General features: G+C 61.3%; 18 protein-coding genes and 1 pseudogene. 10 read left to right on the forward strand and 9 right to left on the reverse strand.

All coding sequences use genetic code 11. The annotated features are described in order from the left end of the window. Positions 1-390: 390 nt before the first annotated feature. From C7G61_RS34020 to C7G61_RS34045, 6 genes are all read right to left on the reverse strand, one after another. Positions 391-1,278, reverse strand: coding sequence for a formylglycine-generating enzyme family protein (locus C7G61_RS34020; protein WP_420836813.1), 888 nt, complete (start codon positions 1,276-1,278; stop codon positions 391-393). A 62-nt stretch (positions 1,279-1,340) separates the two neighbouring features. Then, the gene (locus C7G61_RS34025; RefSeq protein WP_108522084.1) at positions 1,341-2,951 is read right to left on the reverse strand and encodes an arylsulfatase; all 1,611 of its coding nucleotides are present in this window, start codon (positions 2,949-2,951) and stop codon (positions 1,341-1,343) included. A gap of 1,334 nt (positions 2,952-4,285) precedes the next feature. Next, entirely contained in the window at positions 4,286-4,876 is a 591-nt protein-coding gene (locus tag C7G61_RS34030) for a hypothetical protein (RefSeq protein WP_145963737.1), read from the reverse strand. A 783-nt stretch (positions 4,877-5,659) separates the two neighbouring features. Then, the gene (locus C7G61_RS34035) at positions 5,660-6,490 is read right to left on the reverse strand and encodes an AraC family transcriptional regulator (RefSeq protein WP_108522086.1); all 831 of its coding nucleotides are present in this window, start codon (positions 6,488-6,490) and stop codon (positions 5,660-5,662) included. 83 nt (positions 6,491-6,573) lie between these two features. Then, on the reverse strand, positions 6,574-7,200 hold the full coding sequence (locus C7G61_RS34040; protein WP_108522087.1) for a TetR/AcrR family transcriptional regulator: 627 nt from the start codon (positions 7,198-7,200) through the stop codon (positions 6,574-6,576). Between the two features lie 68 nt (positions 7,201-7,268). Next, on the reverse strand, positions 7,269-8,012 hold the full coding sequence (locus C7G61_RS34045; protein WP_108522088.1) for an SDR family oxidoreductase: 744 nt from the start codon (positions 8,010-8,012) through the stop codon (positions 7,269-7,271). Between the two features lie 212 nt (positions 8,013-8,224). Between C7G61_RS34045 and C7G61_RS34050 the strand changes: the two genes are divergently transcribed. Further along, the gene (locus C7G61_RS34050) at positions 8,225-9,298 is read left to right on the forward strand and encodes a Glu/Leu/Phe/Val family dehydrogenase (protein ID WP_108522089.1); all 1,074 of its coding nucleotides are present in this window, start codon (positions 8,225-8,227) and stop codon (positions 9,296-9,298) included. After that, entirely contained in the window at positions 9,295-10,446 is a 1,152-nt protein-coding gene (gene argE / locus C7G61_RS34055; RefSeq protein WP_108522090.1) for an acetylornithine deacetylase, read from the forward strand. Before C7G61_RS34050 ends, argE begins: the two co-directional genes overlap by 4 nt. 45 nt (positions 10,447-10,491) lie before the next feature. Here argE and C7G61_RS34060 read toward each other — a convergent pair whose 3' ends face one another. Beyond that, positions 10,492-11,223 carry an alanyl-tRNA editing protein gene (locus tag C7G61_RS34060; protein WP_108522091.1) on the reverse strand — a complete coding sequence of 244 codons (732 nt, stop codon included), beginning with the start codon at positions 11,221-11,223 and terminating at the stop codon, positions 10,492-10,494. Positions 11,224-11,407: 184 nt separating this feature from the next. Here C7G61_RS34060 and C7G61_RS34065 point away from each other — a divergent pair, with 184 nt between their 5' ends. The 3 genes from C7G61_RS34065 to C7G61_RS34075 are packed head-to-tail and all read left to right on the forward strand — an operon-like array spanning position 11,408 to position 13,250. Beyond that, entirely contained in the window at positions 11,408-12,562 is a 1,155-nt protein-coding gene (locus C7G61_RS34065; RefSeq protein ID WP_108522157.1) for an acyl-CoA dehydrogenase family protein, read from the forward strand. A 1-nt stretch (position 12,563) separates the two neighbouring features. Continuing rightward, a complete protein-coding gene (locus C7G61_RS34070) occupies positions 12,564-12,884 on the forward strand; it encodes an antibiotic biosynthesis monooxygenase (protein ID WP_108522092.1) in 321 nt (106 codons plus the stop codon). Positions 12,885-12,944: 60 nt separating this feature from the next. Continuing rightward, on the forward strand, positions 12,945-13,250 hold the full coding sequence (locus C7G61_RS34075; protein WP_108522093.1) for a YciI family protein: 306 nt from the start codon (positions 12,945-12,947) through the stop codon (positions 13,248-13,250). Between the two features lie 732 nt (positions 13,251-13,982). On the opposite strand, the pseudogene C7G61_RS47280 reads toward C7G61_RS34075, so the two are convergent. Continuing rightward, positions 13,983-14,123, reverse strand: a pseudogene (locus tag C7G61_RS47280) (ribose-5-phosphate isomerase); the annotation flags it as partial. Further along, entirely contained in the window at positions 14,120-15,031 is a 912-nt protein-coding gene (locus C7G61_RS34085; RefSeq protein WP_108522094.1) for a LysR substrate-binding domain-containing protein, read from the reverse strand. The gene C7G61_RS34085 and the pseudogene C7G61_RS47280, both read right to left, overlap by 4 nt. Before the next feature lie 270 nt (positions 15,032-15,301). Here C7G61_RS34085 and C7G61_RS34090 point away from each other — a divergent pair, with 270 nt between their 5' ends. From C7G61_RS34090 to C7G61_RS34110, 5 genes are all read left to right on the forward strand, one after another. Then, positions 15,302-16,336, forward strand: a complete 1,035-nt coding sequence (locus C7G61_RS34090; RefSeq protein WP_108522095.1) for an ABC transporter substrate-binding protein — start codon at positions 15,302-15,304, stop codon at positions 16,334-16,336. Between the two features lie 101 nt (positions 16,337-16,437). After that, positions 16,438-17,481 (forward strand): ABC transporter ATP-binding protein, encoded by a 1,044-nt coding sequence (locus C7G61_RS34095; protein WP_190242098.1) that lies wholly within the window; start codon positions 16,438-16,440, stop codon positions 17,479-17,481. Beyond that, on the forward strand, positions 17,478-18,386 hold the full coding sequence (locus C7G61_RS34100) for an ABC transporter permease (RefSeq protein ID WP_108522097.1): 909 nt from the start codon (positions 17,478-17,480) through the stop codon (positions 18,384-18,386). The genes C7G61_RS34095 and C7G61_RS34100 overlap by 4 nt, the downstream gene beginning before the upstream one ends. Then, on the forward strand, positions 18,383-19,189 hold the full coding sequence (locus C7G61_RS34105) for an ABC transporter permease (RefSeq protein WP_108522098.1): 807 nt from the start codon (positions 18,383-18,385) through the stop codon (positions 19,187-19,189). Before C7G61_RS34100 ends, C7G61_RS34105 begins: the two co-directional genes overlap by 4 nt. A gap of 19 nt (positions 19,190-19,208) precedes the next feature. Beyond that, entirely contained in the window at positions 19,209-20,348 is a 1,140-nt protein-coding gene (locus C7G61_RS34110) for an NAD(P)/FAD-dependent oxidoreductase (RefSeq protein ID WP_108522099.1), read from the forward strand. Positions 20,349-20,368: the final 20 nt, after the last annotated feature.

The raw sequence follows: 20,368 nt of genomic DNA on the forward strand, positions 1-20,368 counted from the left end.
ACTCGTAGAACAGTTGACCTTGGTCACTCTTCAGACGGCCCATCATGGATCGACCTCGCCGAGATTCGCGTCAACACAACGGAATCACGGTTCGCGGCCTGCCTCAACCGACTTTTGCAACAAAATCTGCCAAAGGCGGAAGTCGCTCCATGACGCCATCAACTAAGCTTATTTGGCCCCAACGCGAAAAGGCGGAGGCTCTCTCGATCAGCCAATATGCGGATTGACTGTTCGATGCGCGCAGGCTCAAGGCGAAACTCGTTTCTGCGGCGAAAGACAAAGCCCGTCATCCATATCACAGCGAAAGGCCAGTTGATGCGACGCCAGTCGCGTACCAGGGGCCAGAACGAAGAGCAGATGATCGAGCCAAACAGGATATGTGGCCGCATTTCAGCTTGCCGCACTGCCCCGAACGATGCAGCGAAAGCCCAGATGGGAAATTGAGGTGTCGACGGGTTGTGCCATGCGCGCGGCCGGCCGGTAGCGCCGGCAGTAGTTCGGTGCGCAGAGATGTGAACCTCCCTTCGTAACCTTGCGCGGGATTTTCAGATCCGGCAGGCCAGGATCGAAGCTACCCTCGCGGGATGCGCCGCGCGGGTTGGAGGCGGTACAGCAGGGGCTGTCGATGCTCGCATGGTCCTGGTACCAATCGGCGGTCCATTGCCAGACGTTGCCCGCCATATCGTACAGGCCGTAACCGTTCGGCGGGAAAGAGCCGACTGGAGCCGTGTATTCGAAGCCATCATCGCGCGTATTGCGGTAGGGAAATTCGCCCTGCCAGATGTTCGCCATGTGTTTGCCGCCAGGCATCAGTTCGTCGCCCCAGACGAATTCCGCATTCTCGAACCCGCCCCGCGCAGCGAACTCCCATTCCGCCTCGGTGGGCAGTTCCTTGCCTGCCCACCTGGCGTAGGCTGCGACGTCCTCGTAGGCGACGTGGACGACCGGATGGTCCATGAGCTTGGCGATCGACCTCGCCGGCCCGCGCGGACGGCGCCAGTTTGCTCCCGGCACATAGACCCACCAGTTGTAATGATTGCGCATATCGACCGGCCCGGCCGGCTTCTTGAACATGGTCGAGGACGGCGCGAGCATCTCGGGTCTCGCGCCGGGATAGTCGTTCGGGTTGGCCGGCCGCTCGGCCTGCGTCACATACCCTGTTGCGGCGACGAAGCGCTCGAAGTCGCGATTGGTCACGGTCGACACGTCCATCCAGAAGCCGCCGACGCACACGCGGTGCGCCGGCGCTTCTTCCGCATAGTGGCTGTCCGATCCCATCAGGAAGGTCCCACCTGGGATCCAGACCATGCCGGGCAGTGAAGAGGAATGAGGCAACGCCGCTACTTTCCAGCGCCCCGCGCTCCCTGCTCCAGTGCCGCCAGCGCCTTGTCCACGCCAAAGTTCGAGGGAGGCGCGCTCGGCGGGTACTCCTTGAACGACTCCAGGAATTGGCCGACGATCGTAGTCGCGGGGAGGAACGTCCACATCTTCTGCCCCCACCACTTGCCGTACAGCATCGATTGCGACTGGTAGCGCTCCCACGGATCCTGTCGCAGATTGGTGACAAGCGGCGCGTTCGTGCTTGCCTCATGGCCGTTGAAGAGATTGCCTTCGACCGTCTTGAAGCTGACTTTCCAGTCGTTATAGCGCAGGGCGTTGAGTTCGCCGCTGTCGGTGAAATAGAAGACCTCGCGGCGGGGCGACGTGGCGACCTCACCCTTGAGATAAGGCACGAAGTTGTACCCATCGAGGTGATTCTTGAAGGTCTTATCGCCGACCTTCATGCCCTTCAGCAGCGTCTCCTTTACGTCCGGCGCACCGGCAGCAGCGAGAAGGGTCGGCATCCAATCCTCGTGCGCCATAATCTCGTTGACTACGGTGTCCGGCTTGATGACGCCGGGCCAGCGCACAAGGAGCGGCACGCGGAATCCGCCCTCGAAGGTCGTGCCTTTCTCACCTCTGAACGGATGGTTGCCACCGTCGGGCCAGGTGAATATCTCTGCCCCATTGTCGCTGGTAAAGACTACGATGGTGTTGTTGGCGATGTTCAGCTCGTCGAGCTTCTTGAGCAGTTCGCCGACCTCCCAGTCGAGCTCCATCATGCCGTCGGCGAAAAGGCCATAACCGCTCTTTCCGTTCCATTTGTCCGAAAGATGCGTCCACACGTGCATGCGTGTGCTGTTGTGCCAGAGGAAGAATGGCTTGCCGCTTTTCACCGAGCGATCCATGAAGTCGAGCGAGCGGCGCACCAACTCGGGTTCGATGTTTTCCATGCTGACCTTGGCTGCGGGGTCCATCCCGGGATGCGGCGGCAGCGGACCACCGTCCGCGATCGTCTGCTTGCCGACCTGGCCCCAGCGCGGATCAGTGGTGGGATCGTCCTTGTCCGTCGCCTTGCTCTCAACGATGTTGCGCGGCCCGAATTTCGCTCGGAATGCCGGGTCCTTCGGGTAGTCGTTCTCGTATGGCTCCTCCATGGCGTTAAGGTGGTAAAGGATCCCGTAGAACTCGTCGAAGCCGTGCACCGTCGGCAGGAATTCGTTGCGATCGCCGAGATGATTCTTCCCGATTTGCCCTGTCGCATAGCCCAAGGGTTTCAGTAGCTCAGCGATCGTCGGATCCTTGTCCTGGAGGCCCTGCTTGGAGGCCGGCAGGCCGACCTTCAGCAGTCCCGTGCGGAACGGCGTCTGGCCAGTGATGAAAGCGGCGCGGCCTGCCGTGCACGATTGTTGCGCGTAGTAGTCGGTGAAGAGCGCACCTTGTTTGGCGATGCGATCGATGTTGGGTGTCCTGCCGCCCATCATTCCGCGGTGGTAGGCGCTCACGTTCCAGGTGCCCAGATCATCCGTCATGATGACGAGAATATTTGGCTTCTCGGACTGTGCATGGGCGGCGCCTGCCGATACCGCCAAGGCGGCGCCAGCAAGCAGTGATGAGACGTATCGTTTCATGATGCCCTCCTAAAATCGTTGCAAAAATCGTTACCGAATCCAGAAATCGTCTGTTGGCGCTAGATTCATGAGCAGAATGCGTGATGCAACTCGTCGATGCGGGTTTGAGACGCTCATCATTGGCTACCCCCCGAAAACCGAATTGATCTGAATTGGCTGAAAACCGAATCCTTCTCTCCTAGTCGGCGTACGTTGCCCACATCTGCAATTCTGGGGCAGTTTCCGTCTTGGTCTGCCTCAAGACCGTTCGCGGACGAGCGGCGCTTTGACCAGTTCGTGTTCGTCGTTATGTTTGCTGTGCAAATGCCGGAGCTGTGACGATGAAGGCAGGGAGATCAGTAATCTTGCGAATATCCATTGCAATATACTCCCAACACGCACGAGCACTCTACTTCAGATCGCATCCCGGTGTCGAGTGTAGATCCAAATCAATGAGACCAAATGACGTTGGAGCGGCGCAAACGGGGTAGCTTCAATATTCTTTCATTGCGGCGCAAGCAAGCTAACGACTGAATCGCGTTGCAGATCCGAGGGCGTTGAGCCTCGCAAATCCGCCGCTTCTAGGGGACCGTCCCGCTCTTTTTACACGCGGCTGCTAATTTGTTACCGCTCTCACAGCAACGGACCTGCTAGGTTGCTGCAGACATACCCCGTTCTTCTCTGAACACGGCTCGTGGTTTCAGCCGACGGCGTCATCATGAGAACGAGAAGGTACCAGAGATTGCAGAGCATCGTTTGAGCAGCATCTGCCGAACATTAGGACTTCGTCTGGTCAACGGTGCTGTCATATTTCTACGCGGTCGAATTAGCAGCGAGCCCACGTGACTTCGATGCGCTAAAATCAACTAGCACGCCGGGACATGATGCATGGCGGAGAGAGACAGCGCCGGCTTCAACGTCCGGGTTGGGTCAATCGCGTCACTTTGGCCATCGGGCGACTTCTTCCGGTCCTCCCCTGAAAACGGACATCGTCAGGGCCGGTCGCGATGTCTCAAAAGTGCCACAAGCGGCAGTCGTCCAGTCGGAAATGGAGAAGACCAATCGTACCAAATGAGCCGTGGCTGCCGCACGCTCGCCACTGAACAAACTCATCGCCACCGGTTCACGATCCATAACGCGCCCCACGATCCCAGCAGCGTGACGACCATCATGCCGGCGAGCGCGACAGACGCCACGGGACCTCCCGTGGCCGCCAGCGACCCAGATACATCCATAAACAGGCTGAGTATCATTACCACAACCATGCCGCCGGGCCGTCACGGCGGTACGTCAAGAGCGGCTTGCCGCTCGTATCACCTTTGATGTGGCGACGGGACGGAGCTGCCCCGCAAGGATCACTCGGCCGAGTTCACGCGGATTTCGGATTGGACGAGCCTGCATCCCTTAGCTTCGGCGCAGCGGTCCATCGGAACAACAAGCATCTCCCTCAACCTGCGTTGCTTCTCTCCTTGGGAAAAAGGGGGCGCTAACTGGTCGGCTCTTCTCCGAATCTCACTTTCCAAAGCGGCTCGCTGGTCAGGAGTAAGAGCCTTCCCAGCCGTCATTAAAAGGAAGCCAACAAGGTCATGCCGCCGTAAGTCCAAATCCAGAATGATGAGCCCGAAAGGACCATCGGGGATGCTCACCCGCTTGAAAATGCAATCATAGCTGTTCTGGCAAAGCGAATATTGCTTCAAGTTCACATACCGCATGCTGCATTCCGGAGGCGTTTCCAAACGAACGACGCAGACCGCCAGATCCGGCGGAGCATTTTTGTTGGGGATGGGAATGGCCGTCTGACCGCGCCCCCCGCCAAGGCCTGGAATGCCGTCCCAGGGTTCTCCGTTGGCCTTCGTGTGGTCGGCCGCCACGGTGATGCTGATGGGTTTCCCTTCACCGGCTAGGCAGTAGGCGGGAAACACCAAAATAAACAAAATGGCCCACAAGGACCGTCGGCTTATGCGCGAATGCCAACTAGCGACTCGGTAAGAGCGCCTGAACAAGCACAACTGGTGTATTTGCATATTGCGCATCCAACAGATTTTTCCTGACGCGGGCTCCCGGTTCATTGATGATCCCTTTGCGAGATCAACATATTCTCGCGTACGGATGCGTCAACGCCCAAGCGACAAGCTCTATGGCAGAGCGCCTAAGAGAGGTACTTGTGAATTAAGCGGATTTTGATTCCGCCATTCGGACGTGCGATCGGTGCTGCCCCAGCCAGGGCTGAAATCGTTGAGTTCGCTATGTAAACCGCTTTGTTTAGGCCCCAATTTGGTGGGCGTTTTGGAAGCGTTGCAACGAGGACGTAATTGTGACGTTGTTTGGGTCAGCAATTGACTTGGACGTCGATAGCCAACCCATCGTTTCCAGGTCCTGCGGTTCACGAATAGAGGATGCGATGAAACTCGCCGACCGTTACCAAGCGCTGGGCGTGCCACATCCGAGCGCTGACACGATGTGCCAAGACCAACGTGAGGGACCGGCTGGCTTCCAATTTCCAAAGACAACATGGAAGAGCCTTGGAGGTCTCTTTGGCTGGAAGCTGAGGCAAAGGAAAAATCCGACAGGTGGCACTTCGTGAAATGCCCTACATGCCACGGCACAGCCGAGTCCAAGCGGGACTGGGACGAATACGAAGTGATCGGAACGATCCCCGGAGAAGTGGCATATCGCCCGCTTTCCGAGAGTGAGTGTCCGCAAGCGCTGAGTTCGCGATAAGGCTTGGCTCAGGCTCGTGTGGCCCGAGCGAACTGCAGCGGGGTGAGCCCGTAACTTCGCTTGAAGTGATGCGTCAGCGAGCTCTGATCGTAGAACCCCGCGGCGACCGCGGCATCGCCAATCGGCGATCCCGTCGCGAGATAGCGCCGGGCGGCGTCGAGCCGCAGTTGCAGGACATAGGCATGCGGTGTCATGCCGATCGTGCGCTTGAACAGCCTGATGACCTGAAATTGCGTGAGATCGAGCGTGTCGCTCAGGTCCGCCAGGGAAATCGGCATCGCCAATCGCGCTCGGATGTACTCGATCGCCCTTTCGACGCGCACGCGGTCGCGCGGCACGGGCTCGACGCGCAGCCCGCCGCTGCCGTGACGCCTGAACAGTGCTCCGAAGCTCGTGACCATCAATTCGCGCTGCAGCAGCGGATCATGTTCGCCGTCGAGCGCGCGATGCAGCGCATGCAGATTGCTGGCCAGTTCGGGATCGGCAATCCAATTGCGGGTGAAGTAGGGAATACGATCGGTGCCGAGTGCGTGCGAGAGATCGTCGAGCGCGCTCTGTTCGAGGTAAAGCGACCGGTAGCGCCAGTGGCAGCTTGCGCCCATCCATCCCGCATGAGGTTCGGACGGGTTGAAGACCAGCAGTGCCGATGTATCGGCATTGTCGACGACGCCGCGGCTCTGGATCACGGAGCCGCCGATCTCGGTGATCGCGATCACTAGCTCTTCGTGGCGGTGGGGCGCGAATTGCTGTGTCTGGAAATCGGCGTGCATCAAGCTCAGACCCGGCGAATCTCGGCCACTCCAGAAGCGGGTCAGGTTCTTCAAATCGCGACGTGCCATCCCGGTCCTCGTGAGTTTCGCATCTCCCGTTGCTCGTTTTGCTGCCAGCGCGCGCTGATCATTCTTCGCGGACGCCGCTTGCGCTAGCGACTCTTCCTTCGCACCCCCAGCGTCGGCCTGCGTGCGAGCCCCTGCAACACCGCATCGATCAGCTGCTCTTTGAACTTGCGGTCGAACCGCCGCTTTCCCAGCAAGAGGCGGAACCAGACCGCGCCGGAAATCAGATCGCTGGCGAAATCGGGTTCCTCCAGGATTGCGATTTCGTTTCGTGCCGCTGCGCGCGCGAAGATCGAGCCGATGATTGCACGCCGCGGCACCACGTAGGTTTCCCGCAGCTGATCGGCCAATTCGGTCACAGTCTGCGCTTCCGCAATCAGGCCAGAGAGGATGTTGCCGGTCGGCGTATCGCAATAGAGCCGCGACAGTCGCGTCAAAAGCACTTCGAGATCGCCACCAAGGCTCCCGGTATCATCGGTGACGAGATCGGCCGGCACCAGTTCGCGATAGACCTCGATGAACAATACAGCCTTGTTGGGCCACCAGCGGTAGATGGTCTGCTTTCCGACTTTGGCTTCCTGGGCGATCTGTTCGATCGATGCATTGGCATAACCGACCCGTCCGGCCAGATCGGCGGCCGCTCGCAAGATCGAAGCGTGCGAATGAGCCGATCGGCGCGGATTGTCACCCGGAACGCGGCAGAGCTGGAACATGGCCTCAGTCTAGACGAGACGAACCGTCTCGTCTAGAGCGCTGTGCGACGCCGCGGCAGCCGCTCCCGCTACACGGTGAACGGACACAGTCCGCCGTCTACGAGCAAGTTTTGGCCGGTAATGTAGGACGCGCGCGTGCTGCACAGGAACGCGCATGCGGCGCCGAATTCTTCCGGAAGTCCGCCCCGACCGGCAGGCACCATGGCGATGAGCCGGTTTGCAGTCTCACCAAGCTCCTTGATGCGTTCGGTCAGCACAGTTCCCGGCAATAGATTGTTGATCGTCACGTTGTGCTTTGCGGTCTGGCGAGACACGCCCGCGACGTAGCCTGTCAGCGCCAATCGCGTTGCGGTCGACAGGTCAAGGCCTTCGACAGGCATACGAACCGTCAGCGAGGTGATGTTGACGATCCGGCCGAAGCCGCGTCCGATCATGCCATCGACGCAGGACCGGATGAGTTCGACGCTTGCAAGAAAATTGGTCCGAATGGCCGAATCCCAATCCGCAGGCGATAGCTCGCGAAAGTGCTTGGCCGGAGGACCGCCGGCGTTTGTCACCAGAATGTCGGGCGTGTCGGCGTTGGCCAGGGCCATCGTCAAGCCTTCGTGCGTAGCAAGATCGCACGCGATTATGTCTGGCCGATATCCACCTTCCGTCTCGATCCGGCGCGCGGCGCTCTCCAAAGCCGCGCGCCGGCGCGACAAAAGCGTGACGCGGACGCCCTCTTGGGCGAGCGCCACGGCACACGCATAGCCGAGCCCTTGTGACGCGCCACAAACCAGCGCCGTGCGGCCGGCAATTCCCAAATCCATCAGAATCTCCTTCGCTTCACCGCGGGCAGGATCTTCAATGGGCTTGTGGGTGTATTGTCGAAACTTGCGGGGCGCGCGCAGGGTGAAAGAGTCTCGTCGCGCCGCCCGGTTTCACGATCAATCCGCAAATTTCCACAATAGCGCGCATCGCAAGTTGCGGTAAGTCTGGCCCCGCACGACGCCATAGGGCGGAACACTTCACGAGGCGCAGAATGGTTTTCTCCTGTGATGCCTTCGACTCCCATGAGGAAGTCGTTTTCGTTTCTGACCCAGCCTGCGGATTGCGCGCGATCATAGCGGTGCATAGCACCGTCCTCGGCCCGGCGATTGGCGGCTGCCGCATACTGCCTTATGCCGACGACAGCAGCGCGCTGCGCGACGTTCTGCTGCTGTCGCGCGGAATGGCGTATAAGGCGGCCGTCGCCGATGTACCATTCGGCGGAGGCAAGGCCGTCGTAATCGCCGATCCATCCACGCAGAAATCTCCGGAATTGCTGCGCGCACTGGGCCGGTTCATCGACAAGCTGGATGGCCGCTATGTTACCGGTGAGGATGTCGGCACCACCACGGCGGACATGTTGGAGATCAGACGATCAACTCCCCACGTCATGGGACTGCCGGAGGAAAAGGGGGGCAGCGGGGATCCGTCACCGCGTACGGCGCTCGGCTGCCTTGTCGGGATCGAGGCGAGCGCCAATCATGTGTGGGGAAGCCGGGATCTGCGAGGCCGGCGTGTGCTGGTGCAGGGGCTCGGCAATGTCGGCTTCAACCTGTGCCGGCTGCTCTCGGAGGCCGGCGCGGGTCTGCTTGTGTCGGATGTCAAGCGCGATGTCGTCGAAAAATGTGTGACGATGTTCGCGGCGATGCCCGTTGACCCCGAAGCGATCATTGACGCAGCTGCCGATATCTATGCGCCGTGCGCGCTCGGCGGGGTGATCAACGATCGGACCATCGAACGATTGCAGGTGAAGATCGTCGCTGGAGGCGCGAACAATCAACTGGAGAGCCCGCATCACGGCGACATGCTGCGCGCCCGCGGAATTCTCTACGCGCCGGACTACGTCATCAATGGTGGCGGCATGATTCAGCTCGCGATGGAACGCTTGCGGCGCGAAAGCGAAGAAACCGAACAGCGCGTCCGCAACATCGGCGACGCGTTATCGGCGATTTATCGAACGGCGGACATGGAGAATGTCGCGACAAACGTCGCTGCTGACCGGCTGGCGGAAAGCAGATTGAAGTCGCCCACCGTGTCGTCTCGTCGACTTGAGCAAGCCAAAGCATGAACGCACGGTCAATTCTCAGAGAGTTGGTGGCGTTCGACACTTCGACGAAAAACTCGAACCTGCCGCTTGTCCACTTCGTTGCGAATATGCTGGACCGGCCCGGCTGCAACATCCGCCTCTCGCATGACGACAGCGGGACCAAGGCAAACCTGATTTGTGCGATGGGGCCTGTGGCCGAGGGAGGGATTCTACTTTCGGGTCATTCCGACGTTGTCGGCGTTGATGGGCAGTGCTGGAGCAGTGATCCGTTCGTCCTGCGCGAGACGGACGGCCGGCTCTACGGCCGCGGCTCGTCTGACATGAAAGGCTTTATTGCGTGCTGTCTGGCCCAGATGGTCGCGCTCTCGCCGGACCGTTTGCGACGGCCGCTCTATCTGGCGCTGTCGTACGACGAAGAGCTTGGCTGCGTCGGCGTTCCGCGCCTGATCGACGATCTTCGGCAACATTTCCCGCGACCGTCCGCGGCAATCGTGGGAGAGCCGACGCAGATGAAAGTCGTCAGCGTCCACAAAGGGGCGTTCGTGATGCGTACCTCCTTCCGCGGTCGTGCTGCCCATTCGAGCAACCCAGCGGCCGGACTTAGCGCCATCGACTATGCGCATTGCTTCCTATCATTTCTCTTCGACATGGCCGCAGAACTCAAGGAAGTTCGCAGCAGTTCCGGAGTCGAACCGCCTTACACCACGCTGAATGTCGGGACGATCCAGGGCGGCACATCGCTCAACACGGTCGCGCCTAGCTGCACGCTGGCGTGGGAGTTCCGGCCGATTCCCGAGGCCGATGGTCAGGCGATCTGCTGCAGGGTGGAGCGATTTGTCGATAGTCTTCGACGGGAAATGAAAGCTGCTGAACCTGACGCGGATGCGACCGCCGAGCGGCTTGGAACGGTTTTTCCGCTCCGCTGGCAGCCGGACAACGCCGCGAAAGCTTTCATCGAACAGTTGACGGGCTCGACTGTGATCCCGGTTTCCGTTCCCTTCGGAACGGATGCCGGGCACTTTCAGGCTGCCGCTATCCCGACGGTGATCATGGGCCCGGGCTCGATCGAGCAGGCACATCAGCCGGACGAATGGATCGCCACGAGCGAGCTGCATGCAGCCAGCGACTTTCTTTCGCGCGTTGCTGCGAGTGCCGTGGCGTCAAAATAGGAATTGACAACCTATCAAGAAGGATGCCCGACCACGTCGGTAGACTTACGTTCCCGTCGCGAGACCGACGAGACCGATCTTCACGCGACGGTTATGACGGCCCTTATTGTCGATCTTGAGCACCCTCACCAGGCGCGAACGCCCGGTGGAAGCAAGGTGAGTCCCGCCGCAGGCCTGCCGGTCAAGTCCCGCGATCTCGACAATGCGGACTTTGCCGTCCGGTGTCGGCGGCGGCGCAACGCTCCGGGTCCTGATCAGGCCCGGCCCATCGATCGCATCATCGATCGGAACGTAACTGTCGCCCACCGTCAGGTCCTGCTTGATCGCGTCATTGATCGGTCCGTCGAGCGCACGAAGCCGGTCGTTATCGGCATCGGGCAAATCGAAGTCCATCCGTGCGCTGCCGTCCGGGTTGATCTGGACTCCCGTTACCAGCGCGCCATTGAACTGTTGGTACACAAATGCGTTCAGGAGATGGGTGTCGGTGTGAAGCTCACGCATCATCTGGCGAAAGTCAGGATCGACCGCCGCCTCGACCGTACCCGATAGCTCGACCTTGTCGGCAAGGAGCACCCAGATCCCGCCCCCATAGGGCTCGAAACCGGTGACGGTTACTTCGCCGCCGTTCCAGCGAATGACGCCCTTGTCCGGCAGTTGCCCGCCGCCGCCTGGAAAGAACGGCGATTCGGCCAGCATCACGCGGCCCGAATTGGCGTTAACGACCTTTGTTTCGAGCGTCAGCCTCTCCGGGTGTACGTGGTAGAAGAGCCGCGACATGCTATCCACACCTTGAGCCTGTTCCTTTTCCGCCTATCTCGGTCGGAATCTATCCGCGGTATTGGGGAAAATTGCGGGCCGCTGGCTAAATTCAACTTTTCCCGATCGCCGGGCTCGCAATTTTCGCCAATACGCGCGCCGGGCCGATCCTCTAGTTCCGAACGAAATGGAGCCGGAGGTCTCGATGCTCACGGAAGGACAACGCCAGGTTCGTCAGATGGCGCGCCAGTTTGCGCAAAGAGAGCTCGCCCCGGGTGCGGCCGAGCGCGACCGAGGACAACGGTTTCCGCGCGAGGCGTTCGCCAAGATGGCCAAGCTCGGCATGATGGGCATGGTCGTGCCTGAACAGTGTGGTGGCGCGGGGTTCGACTACGTTTCCTACGCGCTGGCGGTGATGGAAATTGCCGCCGCCGATGGTGCGGTTTCGACGGCATTCCAGGTGCATAACTCGCTGGTTTGTCTTGCCCTGGTCAATTACGGCAACGAGGAGCTGAAGAACCGCTATCTGCGCCCGTTGGCGGCTGGCGAGATGCTGGGGGCGTTCTGCCTGACCGAGCCGGACGCGGGTTCCGACGCCGCCGCCATCAAGACGCGTGCGCGCCGTCGTGGCAATGCGTTCGTTCTCAACGGATCCAAGCAATTCATCACATCGGGAAAGAGTGCCGACCTAGCGGTCGTATTCGCGGTGACCGATCCGGCCGCGGGGCCAAAGGGCATCTCCGCCTTTGCGGTTCCGACCCGTTCCCCGGGCTACAAGGTTACGCGCGTCGAACACACCATGGGCCAGCGCGGCTCCGACCATTGCCACATCGTCTTCGAGGACTGCGAGGTGTTGCCCGATCAGATGCTTGGCGAGGAAGGGCAAGGACTCAAGATTGCGCTTGCGAATCTGGAAGGCGGGCGGATCGGTGTTGCCGCGCAATCCGTCGGCATGGCGCGCGCAGCCTACGACTGTGCTCTGGCTTACGCGAAACAGCGCAAGACGTTCGGCAAGCCGATCATCGAGCATCAGGCGATCGCTTTCCAGCTCGCCGACATGGCCACCTCTCTGCAGGCGGCCGAGCTGATGGTACTGCGGGCGGCTTCCTTGCGCGATGCCGGCGAGCCGTGCCTGAAGGCGGCCTCGATGGCGAAGCTTTTCGCTTCCGAAGCCGCGGAAAGAATCTGTTCCGCCGCGATCCAGATTCATGGGGGCTACGGCTATCTCAACGATTTCTCGGTTGAGCGCATCTATCGCGATGTCCGGGTTTGCTCGATCTACGAAGGATCTTCCGAGATCCAGCGGCTGGTGATTTCGCGCAAGCTCGCGGGCGAAGCGCAGTTCGAAGGAGTACAATAGCATGATCGCGCGACTGTGGCGCGGCCGCGCTGACGCGAAAAACGCCCCATACTATGTCAGGCATATCTCCGAGACGGTGTTCCCATCGCTGCGGGACATGTCGGGTTATCGGGGTGCGCAACTGCTCCGCCGCACGGTTGACGCTCAGGTCGAATTTCTCGCCATTACTCACTGGGACACGCTTGACGATATCAGGCAATTCGCCGGCGCGGATATAGAGGTTGCCAAGGTCGAGCCTCGCGCCGAAGAACTCCTCTCGGACTACGAGCGCGTCGCCCAGCATTTTGAGCTCGCCCACGTCGCGGACGATCCCAGCCGCTAACCGAGGGATCCGTTTCAGAGGCGCGCGTTTGACGAGGCAGGACAGATAAGGAACCAAACCATGCAATTTCTGCTGCTGGCCTATGATGGCACGGACAAGGAAGCCAAAGCGCGTCGCGCGGCGGTGCGGCCGGCTCACTTCGCAAGCATCAAGCCGATGGTCGAACGTGGCGAATTGCGCGCGGCCGGCGCGATGCTCGATGATGCTGGCGACATGATCGGGTCGGTGGTGTTTGCGGAATTTCCAAACCGCGCCGATCTCGATGCCTGGCTTGCGCGGGAGCCGTACGTCAAAGAAGGGGTCTGGCAACAGATCGAGATCAAGCCGTTCCGTTTAGCAGTTCTCGGCGGCAAAGTTATGCCGTGAGTACGCGCCTTTCGTCTTGAACGCACCTACGAGGGAACGCGCTTGCTAAGCGACTCACCGAAGCGAGAATACTGCTTGCCGATCGCGGGCATCGCTGTGTAGCGCCTGACTAAAAGCCCCGATCGCCTAATGCGACCTCTAAGCACATTATCGCCAAAGATACGCTTTCTGAAGCAAACGGTGGCTCCAGCGAGCGCCGTTTTGGTTGAGAGCGCCGCAACGAAATCGTAACGAATTGGGTGAAACGACCGTGAACAAAACGTGCCGGAAACGTCGGTCGCAGCCAGAAAAATCAATAACTTAGAAGACGTTCGGGACGCAGGCGTCGCCCTCCGTTAGATATTTACTTGAACCGAATGTCGGTATCGGTGGTTGCGCCTCCCCGATTTGAACCTACCATTCGACAAGTCACTGAATTTAGGCGGACGATCGAAGAAAATATCGCAGATTTGCGTCGTGTGGGGAAAGGCGGTAGCGGTCTCTCGCTACCAAGATTTCCTCGCAGGCCATACGCTTAGAAGGCTCGCGCTTAGAAGGCTCGCGCTTAGAAGGCTCGCTCGATCGGCGGGCCTTTCTGATTCCGGCGCGCTGTACCAAACTTTACTGGCCACCAAGCTTAAATGCTCGGTGCTCGGCTTCATGTTGCCGACCGCGCAGAAGGGTTTTTCGAGGCCTTCGCGCAGACGTCAGCAGCGACCCGAAGATCAGGATCATGGCAAGCCGCTCCCGGAACTCCTCGTCCATCGCGCGAAGCTTTTCGACCCGACGGCGAACATCCTCGTGGGTTGAGAACTCGGCGGAGAGGCAGGATGAGATCAGGTCCTTGGCGAGCCATGGGCCGACGATCTGGGCGCCGATACACCATCCGTTTAAGCGACGGGCAGTTCGCTTAACTTGCTGAGCGCCTGACGCATGACCTCCACCAAATCCAGGGCCACCGGTGAGGGACTGCGCTGCGGCGGAAACACCGCGGCGAATTCGAAATCGATCCGCGGCAGGAAATGGCGCGCGACGACGCCTCGGTTCGCGAACTCCTGCGCCGTGAAGGGATCGCAGATCGCAACCCCAAGGCCGGACGAAACCAGCCCGCACATGATCTCCGACAGGCTGGTCTCGACCCGCAGGACGCGGCGAACATCATCGCGGTTGAAGGCTTGATCGATCAGATGGCGACCGGTCGATCCGGCGGTCAGCGACACAAAGGTCTCGCCCTCGAAATCGCGCGGCTCGAGCACAGCCTTGGCCGCCAGCCGATGGCCGGCCGGCAAGATCGCAACGCGCGCGGGCGCCGGCAGCCGTACACACGGCAGGCCCAAATGGGCGATCGGTACCTCGGCAAAACCGATGTCGCACTGGTGATTCAGAACCCAGTCGACCACGATCGGCGAGATGACCCCGAAAAACGACAGGTTGAGGTTTGGCCGGTCCTTCAGGAATCCACCAGCCAGCCGCGGCAGGTAGCCGTTGGACAGCGCCGGCAGCGCCGCGATCCGCAGCGTACCGGTCCGGCGGCCGCGAATCTCCTCGGCGGCCGCGGTGATGCGTTCGAGTCCGACGAAGGACCGCTCGACTTCCATGTAGAGTGCTGTTGCGGATGCCGTCGGTACAAGGCCGCTGCCGCGTCTCTCGAACAGCTCCATTTTGAGCAGCGCCTGAAAGTCGCGCAACAGCCGGCTTACGGCCGGCTGTGTTACAGCCATCAGCTTTGCCGCCTCCGTCACGCTGCCTGTCAGCATCATCGCGCGAAAGGCTTCGACCTGCCGCGAATTGATCCGAGCCATGCCTGCTCCCGTCCATAACATTTCGGCATGTAATGGGTGCCATTATTCATTGGACGGCGAAAGCGTGGATTGCGATCTTTTTCATCAAGACTGGAAACAGCTAGTTTTTTAGGCGACGCCGGTCGAAGCGAGCTGGTGAAGCCCGAAAACCCCTGCGTGCGGATACCGATGAACTTGGCGCAAGCGCCTCGTTCGGCGGGGGCTCGAGCCGGTCAAAATGAGGGTGCGCTCCGGGTGCCACCTCGCAAACGGTATTGGAGATCGATCGATATGAAGCATCTCTCCCTTGTGACCGCGGTCAGCATCGCGACGCTCGCCTTCGCCCCGTCGGCGGTTTTGGCGCAGCAGAAGACGCTCTATGTCGCGGGTTACGGCGGCTCCTTTGAGAAGACGATCCGCGACGAAGTGATCCCGGCCTTTGAGCAGGCCAACGGTGTCAAGGTCGAATACGTCGCCGGCAATTCGACAGACACGCTTGCCAAGCTGCAGGCGCAGAAGGGAAACCAGCAGATCGACGTGGCCATCGTCGACGATGGTCCGATGTACCAGGCGATCCAATTGGGCTTCTGCGGCAAGATCGAAGGCCTGCCTGCCGATCTCTACGAGGCCGCACGCTTCAAGGATGATCGCGCGGTCGGCATCGGTCTGGTCGCCACTGGTTTGATGTACAACACCAAAGTCTTCGCGGAGAAAGGCTGGACGCCGCCGACCTCCTGGAACGATCTCAAGGATCCGAAATACCAGAAGCAACTGGTCATTCCGCCGATCAACAACACCTACGGCCTGCACGCGTTGCTGATGCTTGCCAGGATGAACGGTGGCAGTGAAGCCAACGTCGATGCCGGCTTCAAGATCTTCAAGAGTGATGTCAATCCCAACGTGCTGGCCTATGAGCCTTCGCCGGGCAAGATGACCGAGCTGTTCCAGTCCGGGCAGGCCGTGCTGGCGGTGTGGGGTACGGGCCGCGTCCAGAGCTTCGCCAACACCGGCTTCCCCGTCGACTTCGTCTATCCAAAGGAAGGCGCGGCCACGCTCGTGACGACCGCCTGTCCGATCACCAAGCCCAACGCGTCGCCACTCGCCTCGGCATTCGTCAAGACACTGCTCGAGCCGAAAACGCAGCTCGTGATGCTGAAGGATTACGGCTACGGCCCGGTCTTGAAGTCGCTCGTGGTTCCGCCGGAACTCGGCAAGATGGCTCCGATCGGCGAGCGCGCGGCGAAGCTCTACACGCCCGATTGGGCTGTTATCAACGACAAGCGCGAGGAGTGGACCAAGCGGTGGAATCGGGAGGTCGAGCGCTGAGCTTAAGGCTCAGTGCGGGCGAGCGGGATTTCGGCGATGCTCCGCGCGGGCGCCGCAAGCCTCGATCGACCATTGCCACAGCACCATCCGGAAGCACGTCCATGTCCATTCTCGAACTCGACCGTGTCGGCAAACAGTTCGGCACGCAGACAGTCGTCGATGACCTCAGTCTCGCGGTCGGCAAGGGGGAGTTCATCTCCTTCCTCGGTCCCTCGGGCTGCGGAAAGACCACGACGCTGCAGATGATTGCGGGTTTCCTCGATCCCTCGCGCGGCGCGATCCGGCTCGAGGGACGAGACCTGACCGCCGTGCAGCCGGCGAAGCGCGGGCTCGGTATCGTATTCCAGAGCTATGCCCTGTTTCCTCATATGACGGCGGCTGAGAACGTCTCCTTTGGCCTTGAGATGCGACGCGTACCACGGGCTGAGCGCGCAGAGCGTGTCCGCGCCACGCTGGCGATGGTCGGGCTCGCCAGCTATGAAGATCGTTACCCGCGGCGCATGTCGGGCGGCCAGCAGCAGCGCGTGGCGCTTGCCCGCGCGCTGGTGATCCGGCCGAGCGTGCTGCTACTCGACGAGCCGCTGTCGAACCTCGATGCCAAGCTGCGCGAGGAGATGCAAATCGAGTTGCGCCAGATCCAGCGTAATCTCGGCACCACCACGATCCTCGTCACGCATGACCAGATCGAGGCGATGTCACTGTCCGACCGGATCGTGGTCATGAGCCAGGGGCGGATCGAACAGATCGGCACGCCGCAGGAGACCTATGAGCGACCGGCCTCGGCCTTCGTCTCCCAATTTCTTGGCAAGACCAACGATTTCGCCGCGACCGTCGACCGGACCGTCGCCCCGGCGCGGCTGGTCGCCGGCTCCTGGAGCGCGTCCGCGCCTATAGGTGTCGTCGGTCCGGTGACGGTGAGCGTGCGCCCCGAGCGGATCGGTTTCGGTGACACGGGGCTCTCTGCGAAGATCGTCACCCGGATATTCCAGGGCAATCACTGGCTATTCCAGTGCGAGACCGAATGTGGCCCCGCGACTGTGATCCGTCAGAACGATGGCAAGCCGCAGCCCGTCGAAGGCGAGGCTGTTCGACTCGCCTGGCGGCCGGAAGACATTAGCCTGCGGGGCGCTGGAGTTGCCGCATGAGTGCCGCCATCGACACCGCTGCGGCAAACACTGTGGCGACGGCGGACACGCGCGATGTGCGCGCGGCATGGGCGCTGACCGCGCCTGCGCTGATGCTGTTCATCGGTGTGCTGGTGATCCCGCTCGCCATGACGGTGATGCTCTCGTTCCATGACTGGGGCCAGTACAAGGGCATCGAGCCGGTCTTCATCCTGAAGAACTGGCACGAGGTCGCGACCGATCCTTATTTTGCCGAGATGTTCTGGCGGACCTTCCGCATCGCGTTGTTGACCACGCTGATCACCGCCGTGCTCGGTGCGCCGGAGGCCTACATCCTCAACCGCATGAGCGGACGCTGGAAGAGCTTCTTCCTGCTCGTGATCCTTGGCCCATTGCTGATCTCCGTGGTGGCGCGCACGCTCGGCTGGGCGCTCTTGTTCGGCGGCAACAATGGCCTCGTCAACAAGCTCCTGATGTCGCTAGGGCTGATCGGCAGGCCGCTGCCCTTCATGTTCACCGAAACCGGCATGGTCGTAGCACTCGCACATGTGATGATGCCGTTCATGGTGCTGTCGGTCTGGGCGGCGCTGCAGCGCGTCGACCCGCAGATCGAGAACGCCGCCTTGTCGCTCGGCGCCAGTCCGCTCACGATCATCCGCCGCATCGTCCTGCCGCAGATCATGCCGGGCGTGTTGTCGGGCGCGATCATCGTGTTCTCGCTGTCCGCCAGCGCCTTTGCGACGCCAGCCATCATCGGCGGCCGACGGCTCAAGGTCGCGGCGACGCTCGCCTATGACGAGTTTCTCAATACGCTGAACTGGCCGCTCGGCGCAGCCGTTGCGGTCCTGCTTCTGGTAGCCCTCGTGATGATCGTCGTCGGCAGCAATGCACTGATCGAGCGACGCTATGCCGAGGTGTTCCGATGAGGACCAATGGCCCGCTGGCGCTCATCTTCCATACGATCTTCGTCGTCGTCATGCTGGCGCCGATTGTGGTGGTCTGCCTCGTCGCGTTCACGCCCGAGGGCTACCTGTCGCTGCCGGCCACCAGTTTCTCGCTGCGCTGGTTCAGGACGATCGCGAACTATCCCGAGTTCGTCCATGCCTTCTGGGTGAGCCTCGGGCTAGGCGCGCTGTCCTCGCTGGTGGCGCTGCTGTTCGCGGTGCCGGCGGCGCTTGCCATCGCCCGTTATCAGTTTCGGGGCCGCGACGTTCTCGCAGCACTGTTCCTCTCGCCGTTGATGATCCCGCATGTCGTGCTGGGGATCGCCTTCCTGCGCTTCTTCACGTCGATCGGCATCGGCGGCAGTTTCGCGGGGCTGCTGGTCGCTCATGTGGTAGTCGTGTTCCCGTTCGCACTCCGGCTGACGTTGGCCGCGGCGACCGGCATGGATCGCTCGGTCGAGATGGCCGCGGTCTCGCTCGGCGCCGGCGGTTGGACGTTGTTCCGCCGCGTGACCTTGCCTCTGATCCTGCCGGGCGTGATCAGCGGTTGGGCGCTTGCCTTCATTCAGTCCTTTGACGATCTGACCATGACCGTCTTCCTGGCCGCGCCCGGCACCGAGACGCTGCCCGTTCGCATGTTTCTTTATATCCAGGACAACATCGATCCGCTGGTGACCTCCGTCTCGGCCAGCGTGATCGCGATCACCATGACCGCCCTGATCCTGCTCGACCGCTTCTACGGGCTCGACCGCGTGCTCGCCGGCAAGAGCGATCCAGGGCGCTAGGAGAACCCAAGGAAAACCTATGTCAAAGGAATATGACGTCGCTGTCGTGGGCGGCGGCCTGCTCGGCTCCGCTATCGCCTGGGGGCTTGGCCGGCTCGGCAAGAAGGTCGTCGTGCTCGACGAGGGCGACATCGCCAAGCGCGCTTCGCGGGCAAACTTCGCGCTGGTCTGGGTGCAGAGCAAGGGGCTCGGCATGCCGGCCTACACCGGCTGGACAATGCGGGCGTCCGAAAGCTGGGGCAGGCTAGCCGCCGAATTGAAAGATCAGACCGGGCTCGACGTCGCCCTGCAGCAGAATGGCGGCTTTCACTTGACGCTGGGCGAGGACGAGTTCGCGCAGCGCACTCAGCTTGTGACACGCATGCACAACCAGGTGGGCGCGGCTGACTACAGGATGGCGATGCTGTCGGCGTCGGAAGTCAGAAAGATGCTGCCGCTGATCGGACCCGAGGTGTCGGGCGGCAGCTTCTGTCCGCTGGACGGGCACGTGAATTCGCTGCGCACTTTTCGCGCCTTCCACACGGGACTGAAGCTGTTCGGCGTCGACTATTTTCCGGAGCGGCCGGTCTCGGCGATCGCCCGGAGCGGCGGCGAATTCCGGCTGTCGACATCGCAGGGCGAGATCCGCGCCGGCAAGGTCGTGCTCTCCGCCGGCAACGCCAACCAGACGCTCGCGCCGATGGTCGGCTTGTCGGCGCCGATGGGACCGACCCGAGGGCAGATCGTGGTGACCGAGCGCACCGTGCCGTTCCTGCCGCATCCCTTGACCACCATTCGCCAGACCGACGAGGGCACGGTGATGATTGGAGACAGCAAGGAAGATCAGCTTGACGATCGCACGCTGAACCATTCGATCAGCGCCGTGATGGCGGATCGGGCGCAGCGCATGTTCCCGCATCTGGCCCGCCTCAACGTCATCAGGACCTGGTCCGGCATCCGCGTGATGCCGCAGGATGGCTTCCCGATCTACGATCAGTCGGAGCGCGAGCCGGGCGCTTTCGTCACCTGCTGTCATTCCGGTGTAACGCTCGCGTCCAACCACGCCTTCGATATTGCCCGGATGGTCGCGGCGGGTGCGCTCGAACCGGAACTCGTCGGCGCGTTTTCGGCCCGCCGCTTCGACGCGAACCAGGCTGCGGCAGGCAGCGGCTACTACTGACATCGAGACGTCCGGGCGGG

The sequence above is a fragment of the Bradyrhizobium algeriense genome (genome assembly GCF_003062295.1).
GTDB classification, from domain to species: Bacteria; Pseudomonadota; Alphaproteobacteria; order Rhizobiales; family Xanthobacteraceae; genus Bradyrhizobium; species Bradyrhizobium algeriense.

Excerpts from the sequence above, each read along its gene's own strand:
- C7G61_RS34020 (WP_420836813.1), bottom strand. The coding sequence starts at position 1,278 with ATGGGATCGGACAGCCACTATGCGGAAGAAGCGCCGGCGCACCGCGTG.
- C7G61_RS34025 (WP_108522084.1), bottom strand. The coding sequence starts at position 2,951 with ATGAAACGATACGTCTCATCACTGCTTGCTGGCGCCGCCTTGGCGGTA.
- C7G61_RS34035 (WP_108522086.1), bottom strand. The coding sequence starts at position 6,490 with ATGGCACGTCGCGATTTGAAGAACCTGACCCGCTTCTGGAGTGGCCGA.
- C7G61_RS34040 (WP_108522087.1), bottom strand. The coding sequence starts at position 7,200 with ATGTTCCAGCTCTGCCGCGTTCCGGGTGACAATCCGCGCCGATCGGCT.
- C7G61_RS34045 (WP_108522088.1), bottom strand. The coding sequence starts at position 8,012 with ATGGATTTGGGAATTGCCGGCCGCACGGCGCTGGTTTGTGGCGCGTCA.
- C7G61_RS34050 (WP_108522089.1), top strand. The coding sequence starts at position 8,225 with ATGGTTTTCTCCTGTGATGCCTTCGACTCCCATGAGGAAGTCGTTTTC.
- argE (WP_108522090.1), top strand. The coding sequence starts at position 9,295 with ATGAACGCACGGTCAATTCTCAGAGAGTTGGTGGCGTTCGACACTTCG.
- C7G61_RS34060 (WP_108522091.1), bottom strand. The coding sequence starts at position 11,223 with ATGTCGCGGCTCTTCTACCACGTACACCCGGAGAGGCTGACGCTCGAA.
- C7G61_RS34065 (WP_108522157.1), top strand. The coding sequence starts at position 11,408 with ATGCTCACGGAAGGACAACGCCAGGTTCGTCAGATGGCGCGCCAGTTT.
- C7G61_RS34070 (WP_108522092.1), top strand. The coding sequence starts at position 12,564 with ATGATCGCGCGACTGTGGCGCGGCCGCGCTGACGCGAAAAACGCCCCA.
- C7G61_RS34075 (WP_108522093.1), top strand. The coding sequence starts at position 12,945 with ATGCAATTTCTGCTGCTGGCCTATGATGGCACGGACAAGGAAGCCAAA.
- C7G61_RS34085 (WP_108522094.1), bottom strand. The coding sequence starts at position 15,031 with ATGGCTCGGATCAATTCGCGGCAGGTCGAAGCCTTTCGCGCGATGATG.
- C7G61_RS34090 (WP_108522095.1), top strand. The coding sequence starts at position 15,302 with ATGAAGCATCTCTCCCTTGTGACCGCGGTCAGCATCGCGACGCTCGCC.
- C7G61_RS34095 (WP_190242098.1), top strand. The coding sequence starts at position 16,438 with ATGTCCATTCTCGAACTCGACCGTGTCGGCAAACAGTTCGGCACGCAG.
- C7G61_RS34100 (WP_108522097.1), top strand. The coding sequence starts at position 17,478 with ATGAGTGCCGCCATCGACACCGCTGCGGCAAACACTGTGGCGACGGCG.
- C7G61_RS34105 (WP_108522098.1), top strand. The coding sequence starts at position 18,383 with ATGAGGACCAATGGCCCGCTGGCGCTCATCTTCCATACGATCTTCGTC.
- C7G61_RS34110 (WP_108522099.1), top strand. The coding sequence starts at position 19,209 with ATGTCAAAGGAATATGACGTCGCTGTCGTGGGCGGCGGCCTGCTCGGC.